At 41.6% G+C, this 18,169-nt stretch carries 15 protein-coding genes; 6 read left to right on the plus strand and 9 right to left on the minus strand.

Annotated features, from left to right (window positions below):
- Positions 1-113: 113 nt before the first annotated feature.
- The 3 genes from N475_RS00090 to N475_RS00100 are packed head-to-tail and all read left to right on the plus strand — an operon-like array spanning position 114 to position 2,415.
- Positions 114-875 (plus strand): metalloregulator ArsR/SmtB family transcription factor, encoded by a 762-nt coding sequence (locus N475_RS00090; RefSeq protein WP_063364470.1) that lies wholly within the window; start codon positions 114-116, stop codon positions 873-875.
- Between the two features lie 10 nt (positions 876-885).
- Entirely contained in the window at positions 886-1,908 is a 1,023-nt protein-coding gene (gene arsB / locus N475_RS00095; RefSeq protein ID WP_063364471.1) for an ACR3 family arsenite efflux transporter, read from the plus strand.
- Between the two features lie 18 nt (positions 1,909-1,926).
- Complete coding sequence (locus tag N475_RS00100) at positions 1,927-2,415, plus strand: dual specificity protein phosphatase family protein (protein ID WP_063359005.1); 489 nt, start codon at positions 1,927-1,929, stop codon at positions 2,413-2,415.
- Positions 2,416-2,472: 57 nt separating this feature from the next.
- Here N475_RS00100 and N475_RS00105 read toward each other — a convergent pair whose 3' ends face one another.
- Positions 2,473-3,360, minus strand: a complete 888-nt coding sequence (locus N475_RS00105; protein WP_193343378.1) for a LysR family transcriptional regulator — start codon at positions 3,358-3,360, stop codon at positions 2,473-2,475.
- A 98-nt stretch (positions 3,361-3,458) separates the two neighbouring features.
- Between N475_RS00105 and N475_RS00110 the strand changes: the two genes are divergently transcribed.
- Both N475_RS00110 and N475_RS00115 read left to right on the plus strand, forming a co-directional pair.
- Positions 3,459-4,574 carry an FAD-dependent monooxygenase gene (locus N475_RS00110; RefSeq protein WP_063364472.1) on the plus strand — a complete coding sequence of 372 codons (1,116 nt, stop codon included), beginning with the start codon at positions 3,459-3,461 and terminating at the stop codon, positions 4,572-4,574.
- A 134-nt stretch (positions 4,575-4,708) separates the two neighbouring features.
- Entirely contained in the window at positions 4,709-5,707 is a 999-nt protein-coding gene (locus tag N475_RS00115) for a hypothetical protein (RefSeq protein ID WP_063364473.1), read from the plus strand.
- Positions 5,708-5,934: 227 nt separating this feature from the next.
- On the opposite strand, the gene N475_RS00120 is transcribed toward N475_RS00115, so the two are convergent.
- The 5 genes from N475_RS00120 to N475_RS00140 all read right to left on the minus strand — a co-directional run bounded on the left by N475_RS00120 (position 5,935) and on the right by N475_RS00140 (position 12,327).
- Positions 5,935-6,885: a TolB family protein gene (locus N475_RS00120; RefSeq protein WP_063364474.1), complete on the minus strand. Its 951-nt coding sequence runs from the start codon at positions 6,883-6,885 to the stop codon at positions 5,935-5,937.
- 209 nt (positions 6,886-7,094) lie between these two features.
- Positions 7,095-8,276, minus strand: a complete 1,182-nt coding sequence (locus N475_RS00125; protein WP_063359009.1) for a response regulator — start codon at positions 8,274-8,276, stop codon at positions 7,095-7,097.
- Positions 8,266-8,619 carry an Hpt domain-containing protein gene (locus tag N475_RS00130; protein WP_063359010.1) on the minus strand — a complete coding sequence of 118 codons (354 nt, stop codon included), beginning with the start codon at positions 8,617-8,619 and terminating at the stop codon, positions 8,266-8,268. Before N475_RS00130 ends, N475_RS00125 begins: the two co-directional genes overlap by 11 nt.
- The gene (locus N475_RS00135; RefSeq protein ID WP_063364475.1) at positions 8,603-11,215 is read right to left on the minus strand and encodes an ATP-binding protein; all 2,613 of its coding nucleotides are present in this window, start codon (positions 11,213-11,215) and stop codon (positions 8,603-8,605) included. The genes N475_RS00130 and N475_RS00135 overlap by 17 nt, the downstream gene beginning before the upstream one ends.
- A gap of 116 nt (positions 11,216-11,331) precedes the next feature.
- The gene (locus N475_RS00140; protein ID WP_063364476.1) at positions 11,332-12,327 is read right to left on the minus strand and encodes a quinone oxidoreductase family protein; all 996 of its coding nucleotides are present in this window, start codon (positions 12,325-12,327) and stop codon (positions 11,332-11,334) included.
- A 145-nt stretch (positions 12,328-12,472) separates the two neighbouring features.
- On the opposite strand from N475_RS00140, the gene N475_RS00145 reads away from it, so the two are divergent.
- Entirely contained in the window at positions 12,473-13,369 is an 897-nt protein-coding gene (locus N475_RS00145; RefSeq protein WP_063364477.1) for a LysR family transcriptional regulator, read from the plus strand.
- Positions 13,370-13,390: 21 nt separating this feature from the next.
- On the opposite strand, the gene N475_RS00150 is transcribed toward N475_RS00145, so the two are convergent.
- From N475_RS00150 to N475_RS00160, 3 genes are all read right to left on the minus strand, one after another.
- On the minus strand, positions 13,391-14,449 hold the full coding sequence (locus N475_RS00150) for a Kelch repeat-containing protein (RefSeq protein ID WP_227008489.1): 1,059 nt from the start codon (positions 14,447-14,449) through the stop codon (positions 13,391-13,393).
- 314 nt (positions 14,450-14,763) lie between these two features.
- On the minus strand, positions 14,764-16,452 hold the full coding sequence (locus N475_RS00155; RefSeq protein WP_063364478.1) for a nucleoside recognition domain-containing protein: 1,689 nt from the start codon (positions 16,450-16,452) through the stop codon (positions 14,764-14,766).
- Positions 16,452-17,591 carry an NAD(P)/FAD-dependent oxidoreductase gene (locus N475_RS00160; protein WP_063364479.1) on the minus strand — a complete coding sequence of 380 codons (1,140 nt, stop codon included), beginning with the start codon at positions 17,589-17,591 and terminating at the stop codon, positions 16,452-16,454. Before N475_RS00160 ends, N475_RS00155 begins: the two co-directional genes overlap by 1 nt.
- Positions 17,592-18,169 lie beyond the last annotated feature (578 nt).

Below are 18,169 nucleotides of genomic sequence, written 5' to 3' on the forward strand. Positions count from 1 at the left end.
AAACTAAGCTAATCTTGATTTACGGCAATGCCAAATACTACTTGCAGCTAGTACATAACAAAGTTAGTATATAACAAATTTGTTATGTACTAACTTTTGATGAGGGCATTGCAGTGAAAGTTCTGTTTTTATGTACTGAAAACTCAGCCAGATCTCTAATGGCAGAGGTGCTTTTAAAACACCATGGTAAAGGGGCATATGAAGTATATAGCGCAGGCACAAAGCCAACTGGTGCTGACTCGCGCACATTAGCAGCGTTGGAGCACTTTGGTCTCCCTACCGAAGGGCTTAATTCTCAACACATAGATGACTTTGCTAATATGCACTTTGATTACGTGATTACTTTATGTAGCAGCGCTACAAAAGAGTGTGAAGGCAGAGTCAACGGCGTCAACTGTTTAGCATGGGATATCAAAGAACCAAAGTCCCGCTCCGGTGACAACCCATTTGAAAAAACTCTCCAAGAGATCAATGAAAAAATACAAACCTTATTATTGGAGCGTACAACTCAACCACCAATAGCGATTGACCCAACAGCATTCTTTAAAGCACTGGCTGATGAGACCAGATTAAAAACCTTACTAATTATTGCTGTTGAAAAGGAAGCTTGTGTTTGTGAACTGATGACCGCATTAGATGAACCAAGCCAGCCTAAAGTGTCTCGCCATTTAGCTCAGTTAAGAAAAGCCGGTATTTTGTCAGATAGAAAGTATCATCAATGGGTCTTTTATTCTCTCAATCCAACCTTACCAGAGTGGATGAAGCACACGATTACTTCAACAGTTATAAATGAGCCAAGTTTTATCGAGCAACAACTTGCACGCTTAAATGCGATGGGCGATCGCCCTACTCGTTTTTCTAATCTATGTAGCTAAGAGGCTGTAAATGGGCATTTTTGAGCGTTATTTGTCTGTATGGGTTGCTGCAAGTATTGCAGTCGGAGTGGGACTTGGCCTTATATTCCCACCTTTATTTGAATTAATAGCTTCAATCACCGTTGCAAATGTAAATTTGGTTGTCGCACTTTTTATCTGGGTCATGATTTACCCAATGATGGTGCAAATCGATTTCTCAACGATAAAAGAGGTGGGCAAAAACCCGCAAGGGCTGCTTCTAACCATTATCATAAACTGGCTTATTAAACCTTTCTCAATGGCGGCATTGGGCTGGTTGTTTTTTGAGGGAATATTTGCCAGTTACGTGTCACCTGAAAGCGCGCAAGAGTATATTGCAGGGATGATTCTATTAGGTGTCGCGCCTTGTACAGCGATGGTATTTGTATGGTCTCAGCTCACCAAGGGTGATGCAAATTACACACTAATACAAGTGTCAGTAAATGATGTAATCATGATCTTCGCATTTGCCCCTATTGCTGGGCTGCTACTTGGTGTGTCTGATATTCACGTACCTTGGAATACCTTATTTATCTCCGTGGTTTTATATGTACTATTGCCTTTAATGGCCGGTATTGTTACCAGAAAAAAGCTCAACAATTCAGGTAAGCAAGACGACGCCATCAACACATTACTCGCAAAGCTTAAACCTTTTTCAGTCATAGGTTTGCTTGCAACCGTCGCTTTGCTGTTTGGCTTTCAAGCCAACACGATCATTTCGCAACCTTTCAATATCGTGCTTATTGCCATTCCTTTAATTTTGCAAACTTATGGCATTTTTTTCATCGCTTATTTTGCAGCGTTAAAACTCAAGCTTAAACACAATATTGCAGCTCCAGCTTGTTTAATCGGCACATCAAATTTCTTTGAGCTGGCTGTAGCAGTGGCCATTTCTCTATTTGGTTTACATTCAGGCGCTGCACTGGCAACTGTCGTGGGTGTGCTCGTTGAGGTACCTGTCATGTTATCGCTGGTTGCTATTGTCAACAAAACCAAACATTGGTTTAACTCATAACTTGAACTCGAGACTATTATGCAAAAACACCCTTTTGACACTCTTACACTCAAAAATGGCCCAACGTTTATATTTACACCGTGCCCTGGCACAAAAGATGTGGCGCTCGATGCTTCGGTCGGTCAATTAAAAGACGCCGGTGCACAAGCCATTGTGACATTAATGTACGATGCTGAAATGCAAAAGAACAATGCTGAGGGCATACCAGAGGCATGTCAAAACTTAGGTCTCAAATGGTTTCAATTACCGCTTCCTGATGATGCTGAACCAAACCAAGACTTTACCCATGCATTTAATGCCAGTAAAAATGCACTGATGTCCATATTAGAAAACCGAGGCACCATTGCGGTTCATTGTAAAGGTGGTTCGGGTAGAACTGGGCTAGTTATTGGCTTGCTGATGAAACAGCTCGGTTACAGCAAAAACAACATTATTGAGCAAGTCCAACAAGTTAGACCCAAGGCTTTAAAGCACCCTGTGCAGCTTTCATTTTTCAATGAGTTTTAATTTGCTTCACAATGGGTACTCAGTGTCTGTACCCATTGTAATAGCTCTGTCGCCTTTTTATTCTAATTTGGCGATTTCGGTTTGGAGAAATTCAACAAAGTGTTTGATCTTGGCAGGCAAATGCTTACGGCCGGCATAAAATGCATTTAAAACCAAATCCTCAGGCTCTTGATCTAGCGTGACTTTAACCAGCTGGCCTGACTCAAGTTCTGATTCACAGGCATGTAAGGGAAGCAAGGCAAAGCCAATCCCTTTTATCGCAGCGGCTTTTGCCATGTGTCCACTATTAACTTTAAACCGGGATTGAACATTTAACTGAATATTATTTTTAAATCGCCACGGTTTCCCTTGCAGGACTGAATGGGTCGTAATACAGGGTTTCTTGAGTATTTCGCTTAATGTCAATTGAGGTTCATCACTGCCCAACAGCTGCGGTGAAACCACCACGCAACTTCTCCACCGTAGCAATTCTTTTGCAACCCACCCCGAGTCTTGTAGCTTGCCACGACTAAAGCTGATTACAACGTCAATTCCATCCACTAAGCCTTCTTTTGGATTTAGCTGGGTATCACAGCTTAGTTGTATTTGAGGATGGAGCGCCGCAAATTCAGCAACGATCCCAGCCATAAAAGGCAGATCTGGCATAACAACACTTAAATGGCCTTTTACAGTATCGCTGCCAAAAGATGCTTCAATTAGGGCCCCCTCTATGGCCACAAGATTTGGAGTAAGAGATTCATATAGCATCGTGCCAGCAACCGTTGGGTGCATTTTACGAGTAGTTCTCTGTAGTAAGCGCACATTTAAGTGCGCTTCTAGTAAAGCGACATGACGACTTACATTAGAGCTAGGAACATGAAGCTTCTCGGCTGCCAGTTTAAAACTCAGACTCTCATATACAGCTTTAAAGCTCATTAGCCATTTTATCTCTAAACCTTCCAGCACTTAACTCTCTCATAAAATGGGATTATTAAAATCAAAATAACAGATTTATCCCAATATTGGCATTTGGAATACTCTAAAAAACAAAAAAGGACACTATTATGAGTAAAAATATTGCAGTTATAGGTGCAGGCGTGGCTGGTCTGGCCTTTGCCATTTTGGCGACGCAACGAGGTCATCAAGTCAAGATATTCGAGCGAAACAATAACATTTCTACTTTGGGTGCAGGTGTCACGCTTTGGCCAAATGCTATGTTTGTCTTGGATCAGATGGGGCTATTAGAGGAGGTCCAAAGTGCCGGTGGATTACCACAGGCTATATCCCAATTTGATAAATATAACCACTCCAGAGTTATTCTTAACATTGATGAGCTGAATAAGGCATGCGGCTACCCAAGTGTGGCTATTTTGCGCCAAAAATTAATGTGCATCTTGTATCAACGCGCTACAAGTTTAGATATTAAAGTACATTTTGGACACAATATTGAGATAACAAAAACCAACCAATTAATGGCTCAGTATGACCTTGTTGTAGGTGCCGACGGGCGAATGCACTCAGCAACTCGCCGCGCTCTGTTTGGCCAAAGCGTAATGCCTCAATATCAAGGGTTTATCAACATCATCGGTGTGAGTCAGGTGGATAATTTGGCAAGTGCTGACATACGGGAATATCGCGGTGAAAGACAGCGGTTTGGTATTGTTCCACTAAAATCTAACCTCTGCTATTGGGCTGCCGCATGGCGCGAATCGCAAAGCTGTATGGGAAGCAATCGTCATTGGCAAGATGAGCTATGTTTACGGTTTGATACTTGGCCCAATGAGATTCGCCAAGCCATTCAGAATCGACAATCACTTGATGTAAAACCTATTTTTGTTCACGATCTTGACCCTTTGCCTCACTGGCATTCTGATAACCTCTTACTGTTAGGGGATGCGGCCCATGCACCTTTACCTACCTCAGGTCAAGGCGCTTGCCAAGCGCTAGAAGATGCTTGGCATTTGGCGACAACCTTAGATCTCCAGTTACCATTAGAGAAAATATTAGACGGGTTTTATCAGAAACGAATAGCAAAAACGACAGCTGCGCAAGTGGCTGGAAGGCATATAGCCGCTCAAGTGTTTGCTGATGAATATGAAACTTTTCCAACCCCACCTATGCCAGATATAAAACAACTCAGTGAGTTTTGGATGCAAGGCTTAACCTCTCCTCCTCAGTAAATCCTGCATCAAGCGCTATGGCGATATCGCTGCGTATTCTCATTGAATTTTTATTTGGGCTTTTGTTTAGTATTTAAACTAAAGTAGTGTATATCAATATACTTTAAATCATATTTATCAATAAGAAATCAGATATGGAAATATTTTCAGTTATCATCGCCGTTTCTCTCACGATGTTTTTATTTTCGTCACTAAGCTCAATGTTGGTTGAGCTGATAAACCGCAAATTGAACACCCGCAGCAAGCAATTAAACGACATGCTGCACACCTTTTATACTGAAGAATTAAAACCTTATACTACAAGCGATGAACCAGCTGATGCCGCTGACAAATTTGTACGGCATGTAGACAAAAAAGACAGTAAAGAGCGCATCACGACAAATGAATTTATGCGCAGCCTCGCTAAAACGGATACCGGTTATCAAATTTTTGAAAGTATAGAAAACAACGCTCAGTATTTTATTGAAGATATTGCCTACAGGTTTGAAGAAATTGGTGAACGATACAGCGAGTATTACCGACTTCACGCTAGAAAAGTGAACATTTTGGTCTCTGTTTTTCTTGCATTCGCTATGAACATCAACCTAATCACAATCGTACATTCTCTGCAATATAACAACGATGCAAGCAAGGCATTAGTGGAAAAAGCCGCAACCTTAGTTCATGCGCAACCTAACGCTCCCTCATCAACAGAATTACAATCCGTATTGACCGAAATAAACAGTTTGAACATACCTTATGGATGGCCGAAACAACCATTTATCAATAATGATGCTATGCCACTTGATATCGGGGCCTATGCATTGGCATTTCGAGACTCCATAGCAATGGGTATCGACCAATTTGGCTTGGGGTGGTTAATTTGGATAGTTACCACACTCATTACCGGCATGTTGATTGGGCTAGGCTCTCCCTTTTGGTTTGATGTATTGAAACGCTTATTCGTTTTCAATCGCTTCGCTAACGTTATGTTCTCAGCGACTAAAAACCCCACAAATGACGTACCATCTGAACCTGTGGTCCAACCTTGGGATGCTTTTAAACAAGGTATTCAAGCACGCCGAGTTGAGCAAAAGTTATTGGAAAAAATACAAGGTGATAGTTCAGACAACACACAGTCTAAAAACGACTAGATAGCCTAAGCTAGCGTTCTAGTTCGGCACAATCAAAAACCTCTTAGAGCCTCAATTACTTGGAGGCTCTAAGAGGTTTAATTGCATCGTTAAACAACAGGGGAGCACGGATTTATGCATTTATGAACGCAGTATTTTGCTTTTTCGTGCACGATCCGCCACTCTACTTTTACTCATTTGCATCAGCTCTTTGATCATAACTTTGACACACATTTGCTGTTCAGACGCTAATTCGGTGGGTTGCTCTGAATAAGTTTTTGTAGTGCAGCAGCATTAAGGGTTTTTACTGCTGCGACTTGAGACCCCCTATTAAGCACTTTTTGTAAAGACGAGCCATCTCGTTTTACTTTGTATATATCAAAGGATCCTTGTGAATTTTCAGATGCAAAAAATATTTGGTTGCCATCTGCTGACCAAGTTGCATCCCAGTCCTCAACTTGATTAAACGTTAATCGCTTTTGATTTTTGCCATTAATGTCCATGATATACACCTCTTGGTTGCCATCCCTATTCGATAAGTAAACTATGTGATTTCCATCTGGTGAAAGGCGTGGAGCACGATTATCCGTTGCGTCATTGGTCAGCTTAACCATGTTGCTGCCATCAATATTTGCAATGCTTATTTGGCTTGGGCTGGTATGAGAGTGAAACAGCACTCTGTCGTTGTCTATAAAGCTTGCACCTCCACCTTGCAGCCCACTAATTTTACGCTGTTCACTGCCATCTGCATTCATTAACCAAATCTGGCTTTGCCACTTCCCATTGGGGTTTTTATACTCCCTAGTAAATAAAATAGTTCTGCCATCAAGTGACCAAGCTGGCGCACTATCCCACTTGTTTTTTGTATGGGTCAGACGCTTCAGATTAGAACCATCTATAGCAACGGAGTGGATCGACCAAGTTTTAAACTTGTCATACTTTCCATAAAAAGCAACTAATTTACCATCTGGAGATACCGCTGGGTAACCATCTGAATCCGTGGCGTCGATAACTTTTAAGCGCCGCACTCCGTGTTCATCACTTAGGTAAATTGAACGTTTTGTAGATTCTAAAGAAGAGTAAATTAATTTATATGAAGCATGCTCATCGCTTTGCGTAGCATGACAACCCAAAATCTGCGTGCCTGCTACAACAGCTATTGTAGATGCAAGCGACAACTTTAATAGACGTGAATTCATACATTTCCTTTAAGTGCAGAAAAAAGCTGCACTCTCTTAACTGATAATCTAATTTCCAGTTAAGTTATGCTCTTCGCGATTGCAGATCCTGACGTATGTATGACTTATCTTTGATTTTATACTTACCAATAGATAAGCAATAAATTCATGTATTTAAATAGAAACAAAAACTTATACCACTCAAAACAGGCTTGTGATGATTAAGTGGCTTAGTTACCAATCGCTTTGTTAACCACAGCAAGGATCTCTTGCTTGGTTGACGGTTTCAAAATATAGCCATCTAGCCCATGTTCAGCCCACTTTTTCACAAGCTGCTTATTCTTATTGCCTGTCAGTGCCACAACAGGAGTTTTAATGTTTTTACCCACATTTCGAATATGCTTAGTGGTATTTAAACCGTCTAAATTAGGCAAAAAGAGATCCATCACAATTAAGTCATATTGCGTCAATTTTATTTTTTTGATTGCTGCTAAGCCATCATCTACTTGCTCTATTTCATAACCAACATTACTCAATACGTCACTGATCATTTCTCGGTAAATATGATTATCCTCTACCAGTAAGATCGACTGTGTACTTTCTGGCTCTTCTAAAAACCCATTACTCAGACCGGTGCCTTGAAGCTCAGACGCCTGCTTGTCTTTTATTGGCTGCTGCAGTTGCTGCATTAGCAAGTTATTTAAATCTTTTGATTGTTTGAGACCATCGACTAGACCAAGCAATTTACTTGAAAGCGACTCCTCCAGCGCACTTAAGAGCGGTTGAATATGTGTTTCATTTAGTTCAGAGAGCAATTCTTTATGCATACTATCTGGCAGTTTGTTTAGAATATCTTGATTGATGCTGTTAACTTCTTCTCGGCTCTTATTAATCTCTTCAACAACAGAGGCTTTATAGCTCAGCCCCATTTCTATCAGCGAGTTAAGCTCCTCACTCTGGTTCTGAATGATATTGTCTAAAGATTCAATGTAGGTATCTGAGTCTGTAAATTGTTTGAGCCCTTCATAAACAATGAGCTGCAAACGAAACTTCTCATACAAGGGCTGATAAACAAAGTAACTATCAAATAGATTCTTTAAACAGCACTTAAAAGCTAACCCTGATTCCTTGTTGCTACACAACAAAACACTATAGTGATTTTTAACTAAGCGTTTCTCTTTAATCAGCATGTTGTACAAACAAATGCTTTTTTTCACGTCAGATAATGCAAATAAAATCACTTTTGGTGCCATTTGCTCAATGTCATCAAGTGCGGTTTTCTTTACCACCAAGCATCTAAAGTCATTAGTTTGTTCCGAAATAAGCTGCGCAACACCTTGAATATCATCTTCCCTGTTGGCCAGCACCAAAACTGCTGGATGACGCTTTGCAATACGATTATTACTCACCATTGGTTAGCTCCTTTTTAATTGCAATAAACTCACTATTCAACTTGATAATAACTTGTTTAATGGCAGCTTTATTTTTCGCTAAACTGTAGTGCTCTATAGTTTCTAAAAAGTAGGCACTGCGCTCAGCACCGACGGCTCTGGCAGATGTTTTGAGAAAGTGGGCTTGGCTTTTTAGTTCACCAAAATCGTTGATATTGAATGATTTAACGATAGTTTTTAACACGCTTGCGGCCTGTGCTAAAAACTCTGAGTGAAACTTTTTTATCTTGTCTGGTTCATCACCCACTAAGTCAATGATAGTACTGCGATTTAGCGTTTTTAATTCATCAGGTTGAGTATTCATACCAACGCTCCATGATCTGCTTTATATCGGTCAGTCTTACTGGTTTGCACAAGAAATCATTCATCCCAATGGATGTGCACATATCCTTCTCTCCCTGCATCACAGCGCCCGTGACAGCAATAATAGGCACTGGTGATTGCTCATTCTTCGCTTCTTCGGTTCGGATCTGCTTGGTCATCTCATATCCGTCTACCTCTGGCATATGGCAATCTGTCAGAATGAGCTTGTAATTGTGGCTATACCAAAAGTTAAATCCTTCCGCGCCATTACTAGCAACATCACAGTAAAAACCAAGTTTTTCAAGCTGGCTTTTGATCAGTTTTTGATTAAATGGATTATCTTCAACGAGTAAGATATCGTGTGTACATGACACAGCCTCAATGCTGCTTTCTTGTTCTTCACTGTCAAAGGCGAAGTCATCGATGCTAAGCATCTCTTGCTGCTGTGCTTGGATTTGCGTGTAAAACTGATGAGCTGTGATTGGTTGGTTTGCATACACCGCAAACTGGGGCAAAGACAAAGTGAACTGGCTGTGTATACCGCCATCAGTGTATATAACTAAGTTGGGAAGCTGCTCTATCTCGGTTAAATATTGAGACATCAATTCCAACTCGCTAGATAGGACCAGGTTCAATTTGGTATTTGAATTATGCCAATTGCTGTGGTGTTCAATATGCACTACCTCAGTGACGTCATAAAGGGACTTTGCCAAATTCAGGATATGTTGATTGTCATGAGAAAGCGCTGCGACTACATAGCAAGTAAGTGGGGCCTTAGGTGGTGCTTCACGTTCACTAATATCTACCCAAAATGGCGCTTTTATCGTAAATTTACTCCCCTTGTGAAGCTCACTCTCAACAATAATCTGCCCCCCCATCATATCAATGAGTTTTCCACAAATTGATAACCCTAAACCTGTGCCACCAAATTTACGTGTCGTTGACTTCTCAGCTTGCGTGAAAGGAGTGAAAAGCTTATTAACGGTTTCTGGACTCATACCTACGCCGGTATCCGCAATACTGATGATAATTTCGCTTTGATAGATATTCAGTCTTTTATATTGAGCTGTGAGGGTGATTTCTTTTTGTTTGATACCATCGGTGTTTGTGAACTTAATCGCATTGCCAAGTATGTTTAATAAGATTTGCCTGAAGCGATTTTCATCACCTTTTAAAGGGGCTAGCATAGCTAATTGCTCATACACTTTGATACCAATACCTTTCTCTTTTGCAGAAGCACTAAACGTGCAAACTACATCAGATATCAAAGCTGGCAAGTCAAATTCAACTGTTTCTAATTCTAATTTACCCGCTTCTATTTTGTTCAAATCGAGTAAATCATTCAAAATCGTTATCAAATGATTCGCTGAAGTCGAAGCGGTATAAACCAAATCTTTTGACTCATTAGACAGCGTACAATGAGCCAACAAATCTAGTGCTCCAATAATCCCATTGAGCGGCGTTCTCAACTCGTGGCTGATCATTGACAAAAATTCTGATTTGATTTTATTTGCACGTTCCGCTTTTTGAAGGGTGTTATGTAATTCAGCGGTGCGGTCGTTCACTCTAGACTCGAGCTCGGTATTAAGCTCCTTTAGCGCCTGCTGAGCCTGATGAATTTCAGTTTGATTAATACAAACACCATCAATTCTGCAGTGTTCCCCTTTGTAGTTCTCACCAACTCGGCCCTGTGCAAACACGTAGATTACCTCACCATTTTTTAGCACACTACGGTAATGTTGTTTGAACTCGACGCCAGTTTTGAGGCTCTCATCCAGTGCAGCCAGCACCTTGGGCCTATCTTCGGGGTGCAATAGTTCAACCCACTTGTTTAAATCACCAATGTCTTTTGGATCTAACCCAAACATACTGTTAGCCAGCATGTCCCATTTCCAGCGCCATAACTTGCCGGACTTAGTGGCTCTCCAAGTTCCTATTTTCCCAGCTTCAATGGCCAGTTGTTTACTTTCATCTGCATCATTCAGTGCAATTACGGTGTTTTTTTCTAATGTGCAATCTTGCAGTGTGCCGTTGATCCATTGAGATGTTTCGCACTGGGCTTTGCTACCTTTGAGCGAAAACCAACGCTTTTGCCCACTGCTTCTCAGCCTAAATTCAAACTGTAGTGGCACTCCAAATTGCACATGGTTTTCAAAAAACAGAGGAAACAATGCGCGATCATCTTTATGCACCAAACATAGAAGTTTGCGCCAAGTAATTTTGGCAACCCCTTCTACACCTGCAAACTGTTTTGAGAGATCAGATAAATACACATATTTTGAGTCTACGTTGTAGCGCCAAAGGCCAATGTTTGCACTGTCTATAGCGTCAGCTAAAAAACTGCCTTCATCAAAGATCGTACTACTATGTTGAAGTACAAAAGAATACCCTTCTGGGTTTGAATATTTAACCAGTTTGAAGTACTGAGTTTTGTAGCTGCCGATGGCACTATCTTGGTTATCTAATTGAAAATTAAGGAGAGCTTCAATGGACAAGTTTAAGACATTTTTACAGCCCAATAACTTTGATGCAGCAGGGCTGATAAACTTAATCAATAAGTCCTTGTCGGTCACGAGAAAGGGGATGTTGCCGTCCATACACTTCCTTGCAGCGGTTCACTAGTAGCTAATTTTAACTATAGCAGCTATATGCCAGAAGGCATGGCGCAAGGCACTTACATGAATGAACTTACAGCCCCAAGTTGTGCGTGATGTTAGTCGGCGAATGTAGGAGTGAGTATCAGCTTACCTAGCACCTTTCCACTTTGAATTTGTTCATGTGCTTTTGCTGCCTGTTCAAGTGGCATGGTCGAAAATACGGGTTGAAGTTTACCTTGTGCAAGCAACTCGTAAACATGCGCTAAAGAGTCCATAACAAGGGTAAAGTTACTAAAATAAGTGGCGTAAATCTCTGAATAGCTAATCGTGGGCGCTTTACTGAAATAATTGACGACTTCAGCTTGCATATTGGTTTCACCAACCCCGCCAAGAAAACCAAAAATGACGATATGCCCTAAAGTTGCGAGAACTTCTAAATCTTGCTTTATGGAATCTCCTGCAACAGGGTTAAAAACATAATCAACCCCGTTGCCATCGGTCACTTCTTTGACTTGTTCTACCCAGTCTGTAGTAGAGTTAAATGCGTAGTCAGCACCGAGTTTAAGTGCTTGCGCCATTTTTTCATCTTTTCTATCCAATGCAATAACCTTAATGCCAGCCGCTTTTGCAAGCTGGATCAGTGCAGTTCCAACTCCTCCAGTTGAGGCGTAGACTAGAGCAAATTTCCCTTGTTGAGCTCTGACAACGTTATGCAGCATATGATAAGCAGTAAAGTATGTAACTGGCATCGCTGCGGCTTCTGTCAGATCGGCTTCGTCACTTAAAATGATCAACTTGTCAGCATCAACAGCTGTGTACTGAGCGTACGTAGCAGCGCCAATTGCGCCTAAAAATGCGACTTTCTGACCCAGTTTTAATCCTGACCCATTTGCGTCAATGACGGTGCCGCTCCCCTCCACACCAGATATAAAGGGTAAATCAGGCACCATACCTGGCGGCATATTGCCTTCGCGGATAACGGTATCAATAAAGTTTACCGGTGCAGCGGCTACTTTAATCAAAACTTGCCCACTCTGAAGTGCTGGAGCTTCAACATCTTTATATCGAAGTTGCTCACTACCACCGGTTTGCTCTAATAAAATCGCTTTCATGTTCTTGCTCCCGTGTTTGGACGTTATTCGTGTTGGTATGAACCGTACTTTAGCGAGCCTGAGACGATATAAAAATCAGCAATAATGGACTTATCAATCCCAAAAGTGGGATAATAAAGATTCCTACACTTATTCGAGCAAGATAATGAAGCGTGTACTTGACGACCTAAACCTCTTTTGTAAAGTAGTCGAATTAGGCAGCTTAAAAGCCGCATCTTCTAAAACTGGGGTGCCACATAGTACCGTCAGTAGGCGAATTGAAGCGCTTGAACGTGCGCTCGGTTTAGTGCTACTACAAAGAACCACAAGAGAAATAAAAGTCACGCCACGAGGGAAGGAGTTGTATCTTGATTGTGCACCTCTTTTCAGTAACCTCAATGATTCGATTGCGCTTGCAGAAGATGCAGAGGCAAAATTTAAAGGCACACTGAATGTATCTATGCCCGTGCGAGCTGGCATTGACTTTCTTGGCAGTTGGCTCATCGATTTTGCCACAGAGCATCCAGATTTAAAGCTCAATGTCACGCTTTCAAACACCAATAAAAACCTTTTAAAAGACGATATTGACCTCGCTTTTCGCGTCGGTCCATTGCTTGACTCCTCTGCCGTAGCATTGCATTTATGGGATATTCCTTATTCGGTTTGCGCACACCCAGCATATTTAAAAAAGTATGGCCTAGTGCAAAATACAATTACTATTCAACAGATAGCCTCTTTGCCCTGTGTGATTTCGCATCCTGCCAAGAAGTGGACCTTTTTAGATGCTGCTAATACCGAAGTCACGCTATCCCCACAAGAAAGTCTCGCTGTTGATGATCTTGGGCTTGCACAACATGCAGCCATGACAACGCATTATATGGCAATGCTGCCTAATACCATGGTGACAAATGAACTGGTTACATTAAAAGTGTCTGGGTTGCGCCCTCGTAAGCGAGTGATGTACGCCTACTATTTTGGCAAAAGGCATGTTCAAAGCCAAATAAAGCAACTTGTAAACTACATAAAAGGTAGGTTTGAAGTAGACATGCAGGCCCGATTGTAACGAGCCACATGATTAACCTGTTTATTGTGGTTTTTGTCCTTCAATAGATATGACTGAGGATAAGGGCTGCTGAGGACCAACCTTCTCTGCACCACCAATAATATATAAGGTGTTATTTAAAGTGACCATGCCATGGCCATGTCTAGGTGTTGGCATGTCAGGTAGCGCTTCCCAGCTATCAGTTTGTGGGTCGTAACTCCACACCTGTTTGAATGCCTGTCCTGCTTTCCAGTTATTTTTTGGACCAAACACCTCTCCGCCAGTAACAATTATTTTGCCATTCAATACGCTCGCGGAAAGCCCACCAGCAGCAACGGGTAAGGGTGCTAAAGAAGCCCAGCTGCCCTTTTTACTATCGTATACCTCAACATCTTGTAAATTTGCACTATTTTCACCAGATGTGCGCCCGCCAATCACGTAAATTTTGTCGCCTATTACTGCACTGGCAGCAGAGTTTCTAACAATTTTTGCAGGTTTTGCCTTACGCCAGTATGCATTGTTTACCAAAACAAAATGTGCGTCACTATCGACATTTTTGCCTGTTTTTTTAGAAATGGTTTTACCACCAATTACATGGATATTTTTGCCAACATTAGCATACACTGACTCAGCCAGAGGGATCGGTAATGAAGGGCCTTTTCGCCATTCTCTGAAGGTGCCGTCTAACCTGTACACTGAACGCTGAATCTGCCACGCACTGCCTTTCTCACCAGCAAAGCCACCAATTCCATAAACGTAATGCCGGTTGCTAACCATCCCTAAATGATGCCTAGGCTCTGGTAATGACGGTTTTTTTTGCCACCGTCCAGTCGGTGGATTTAATAGGTACACTGAAGTGCTTGGGCCAAGCCCAAAAAATGATGGAGAGTCTGAGGGAGTAAACCCTCCTCCAACAACAATTCGCTCTTTAAAAACTGCTGGGTAAATCTCCTGCATCGCAATCGGTAACTCAGGAGCTTTATGCCAAGTAACTTTATCGCTTATAACTTGCGCTTCGACAGACTCAATTGATGCAGCCCAAGCGCTGAATAAAACAAAGCTCAAAGCAACCATAGCGGATTTAGCAGTGGGAAAGTGCATTTATGCTCCTTAGTGTTATGCCCAAAGAATGATACAGTCGAAATTGGCAACAAGATCAATCTATAGCCACAAATTAAGACGACCAATCTATGCATTAATCAATAACATACCTTTGACCATAGTGGATAAAAATACGTCCAGCTACTAAATTAAACCGCTAAAATGCAAATTCTCTGCTTTCATGCGTAAACTCTTGATGGAAATAGTGGAAGCAAACTCAGGTGCAGCCTAGAAATTAAAGAAGTAACGCAGAGTTTCGAGCATTCATTAGACATAGAGCTGGTTAGCTAAACACCAGCTCTGGTTTGTATAGGTTATATCGAAAATAAAAGGGGTGCGCCCCAAGACAATACCATCGTAAAAGAGAGCGCCCAGAAAATTTGACGTATCGCTAGCCGCGATGCATAACCAACACTCATTTCACGAACAATAGTAAGCAGTGAGACCACGCAGGGTAACATCACCCCGGCTAGATAGACGGCACAAAGCAGCTGCATATCGGTTATTTCGAGCAACTTGAGCCCTTGAGTTGTGCTATCTATCAACCCAATCGCCAATCCATCTTTTCTAATTGCACCTAAAATAACGGCGATTGCAGCACCTTCGGGTAAGTTAACCGCAGACATTAATGGTGAGACGGTAGCAATCAATGTTTCAATAGCCCCTAACCATTCCAATAAACCGACCAGTAAACAAATCCCAATAAAAAGAGGAAATGCAGTGGAAAAAAATGATTTCATCACACTCTTCATTTCTGATATTGCAAACCGCCAATTGGGTGGCTGTAAAAAGCCGCGGCTCAATAAGTTGTATGATGCAGCAGCAGCCCTTTGTTGTTTTGTAGTAGTTATTAACAAGTAAATACACGTTGTTACCGCTAATATTATTAAATATGGCAGGGTCAAGTACGGCTTGCCTGCTGCAGAAAAGACCGCAACTGTAGCAGGCAATTGATATGAGCAAGCAGAGCCAAATGAAATTGCAGAGATACAACTTCCTCTTGTGCAACAAGAGCAATTTCTAGTTTGGATAATTGCTGGAACATTACATCCAAAGCCCATGATAACGCGCACTAAATCTCTACCGCTTAGGCCGATTTTGTGCATAAACGGGTCTAGGCGATAGGATAATCTATCAATAAGCCCTGTTGTTTTGTAAATTGAAATAATAGCGGAAAATACAATAACTGTAGGTAGAGCATACAGTATTAAAAATGGCAGCATTGATATTAAGCCATAATCTCCAATCAACATGTGATCAACTGGTGAAGGCAAAGCGCTCAACATCTCTTTAATCGAATTCACTGGCGATTCTACATGGGGATAGAGTAAATCAGCAAAGGCATTCGCGTTAGTTACAGCGAGCCAAGCCGGTAACACTAATAAGAAAAAGGATAACAAAGGCCCAAGATAGTCAGACTCAAAAAACAAACGCTTGGGTTTAACTGACCAGTTTGCGGTGATTTCTGGGGTCTTTGTTGGAAATTTTGCTGGACGTTCAAGTGCCAACTCTATTTGCGCCAGTTGTTCTGATGTTATATGGCGATTATCGATAGTGATCCACGCTAAATTAGTCTGCGCTCGTAACTTTGCCAATTCGCGTTGCACGTCAATGCGATGCTTAACTTTGTCCCAATAAGTAATAATAATAACGCCACTACGCCCTTGCACCATTTCCCACAAATCACTCAGGTCAGTAGGCAATTCGGTCGATTTGAGTGTCAGAATGACGTGTTCACTGGCTTTTAAACGTCGTAATACTTGCGAAGTAACGACACTATCCATGCGCGTTTGGATCCCTGGCGTATCAGTGATCACCTGGCCATTCCAAACGTATTCTTGGCAAAATAGCGAGCTACCTTGTAAGTTACTGCTGCCTGCCCGCTTACCTGTTAAGTTCTCAGTAAGTGCAGTCTTACCAACGCTTTCTTTACCGATTAATAGCCACTTACTTTTTCTTTTAGGCTCTGGGTAAAAAGTTTGTACATCAATACATTGCTCCATTAGCAAAAGCACTCCTGCTCTTTGCAACAGTCTAGCTCTTGTAACAACATACCTGCTTGCTGATAGTGTTTAAAAATGGACGTATCTAACTCCAGTTCCCCCGCAATTACAGCACAGGGAGCCGCAAACCGCCCCCTAAACTTATAGATAAAGCAAAGTAGTGTGGGATCATGATATAAACGAGGGCCAGCGAGAAATACATTGCGTATTTTCGTTGACTCGTCAAACGGGCTTACCCAAGGGTAGCCATTGTCTTGATATACAAAAAAGTCGGTGACTGGACCCAGATCAATGTCAAACCCGGTACAGTTGATAGGCGGATATTGCGAGAAAACTTCTTTGCCATCTGTTGATTGCACAACATACCCATCTCCTTGCTTAAAAACGTTGCTTACTTCAAAGTTGTCATCATATTCCACACCTTCAGCATTAGACATATTAGATAAACGCTCAGCAGTGTAAGGAGATAAAACCCTGCTCGGATCAAAAGTATCTTGCTCTTCTCCATTTAGGTCTAATAACGTGACTTCATTGCCATTATTAACTAAGTTAAATGCAGCATCTACACCGCTTTCATAACCCCCAATAACAACATAACGGCCCTTTTCCAGTGTTTTCCACTCCTTGACCATAGAGTTGTGTGTACAAAGATCTGCACCTGTAAATCCGGTGGTATTTGGAGATTGAAATTCTCCACCAGCCCAAATTAAAAACTTACAATGTATTGTGAAATCGCCCGCGACTAACTCGAATCCCTTTCCTGGCCCGCGAGAAATCACGGTCTCTAGCTCAGTGTGAGTCGTCACTTGGATCTTGTAATGGTTTACAACCATTGAAAGATACTTGGCATATTCCTCACCGCTTAAATGCTCTTTGCCCGCATTGAACGCAGGTGATGTATCTGGTGTAATCGCATTCAAATCTGTTTGGTGGTATCCATTACTGGGAAATGAGGGAGTAATTAATCGCATGTCTTTTGGCCAACGTAAAAATGACTCTCCAACTTCACCCCGCTCCAATACAATAAGCTCTTGATCTTCAATACCCATTTGCTTCAAAAGCGCGGCACAACCCAACCCAGCAGGACCAGCACCCACTATTACGACTTCTGTTTTTGTTATTTGCTTTTCATTCGACATCTCTACACCCAATATTGATACAATATATCATATCAATATACACGAGTAAGAATGAGAATTCATTGCATTAAGTACGCATTATTTACAGATAGAAGATTATTTTGAAGCAAGCCTCTGCTAGATTGGCAATGCACTAAAGAGAGAGCTTTACGGAGTTTGCCACAACCACAACATCTTATTACCTTCAAACCCGTCACTCTAATAACGATTACTTATAAGATGGATGTTGTTACCCAAACGGCCCAGATTTCGACGCAGGCAAGGCTAATATATGGGCCTGTCATGCTTTAATCGCTTGCTTCACGGTCAACAATTTGTTGGCCATACTTGCGCACTGAAATTCTTTAAAAGCTCACTCTATACAAAACCCTGAGTAAACAAAGGTCATCTATTCGATTACAACACCTCAAACGCAGTGGCTCTAAAGGATGCTAAACGCAAAGCATGGACGATGCCCGTTTACAAATGAGGTTCACAAATGTCGCTTTTTAAGCTCTTGTCACAGTAAAGTGCCTTGTGCAATAAAGGGTAAGCCAAATTTGAATAACCCAAGGGTTTGCTTACCCTGTGTAACATGC

The sequence above is a fragment of the Pseudoalteromonas luteoviolacea DSM 6061 genome (assembly GCF_001625655.1).
GTDB classification, from domain to species: Bacteria; Pseudomonadota; Gammaproteobacteria; order Enterobacterales; family Alteromonadaceae; genus Pseudoalteromonas; species Pseudoalteromonas luteoviolacea.

Bases quoted from the DNA above. Each gene is read 5' to 3' on its own strand.
- arsB (WP_063364471.1), top strand. From the start codon at position 886: ATGGGCATTTTTGAGCGTTATTTGTCTGTATGGGTTGCTGCAAGTATT.
- N475_RS00100 (WP_063359005.1), top strand. From the start codon at position 1,927: ATGCAAAAACACCCTTTTGACACTCTTACACTCAAAAATGGCCCAACG.
- N475_RS00110 (WP_063364472.1), top strand. From the start codon at position 3,459: ATGAGTAAAAATATTGCAGTTATAGGTGCAGGCGTGGCTGGTCTGGCC.
- N475_RS00115 (WP_063364473.1), top strand. From the start codon at position 4,709: ATGGAAATATTTTCAGTTATCATCGCCGTTTCTCTCACGATGTTTTTA.
- N475_RS00120 (WP_063364474.1), bottom strand. From the start codon at position 6,885: ATGAATTCACGTCTATTAAAGTTGTCGCTTGCATCTACAATAGCTGTT.
- N475_RS00125 (WP_063359009.1), bottom strand. From the start codon at position 8,276: ATGGTGAGTAATAATCGTATTGCAAAGCGTCATCCAGCAGTTTTGGTG.
- N475_RS00130 (WP_063359010.1), bottom strand. From the start codon at position 8,619: ATGAATACTCAACCTGATGAATTAAAAACGCTAAATCGCAGTACTATC.
- N475_RS00135 (WP_063364475.1), bottom strand. From the start codon at position 11,215: ATGGACGGCAACATCCCCTTTCTCGTGACCGACAAGGACTTATTGATT.
- N475_RS00140 (WP_063364476.1), bottom strand. From the start codon at position 12,327: ATGAAAGCGATTTTATTAGAGCAAACCGGTGGTAGTGAGCAACTTCGA.
- N475_RS00145 (WP_063364477.1), top strand. From the start codon at position 12,473: ATGAAGCGTGTACTTGACGACCTAAACCTCTTTTGTAAAGTAGTCGAA.
- N475_RS00150 (WP_227008489.1), bottom strand. From the start codon at position 14,449: ATGCACTTTCCCACTGCTAAATCCGCTATGGTTGCTTTGAGCTTTGTT.
- N475_RS00155 (WP_063364478.1), bottom strand. From the start codon at position 16,452: ATGGAGCAATGTATTGATGTACAAACTTTTTACCCAGAGCCTAAAAGA.
- N475_RS00160 (WP_063364479.1), bottom strand. From the start codon at position 17,591: ATGTCGAATGAAAAGCAAATAACAAAAACAGAAGTCGTAATAGTGGGT.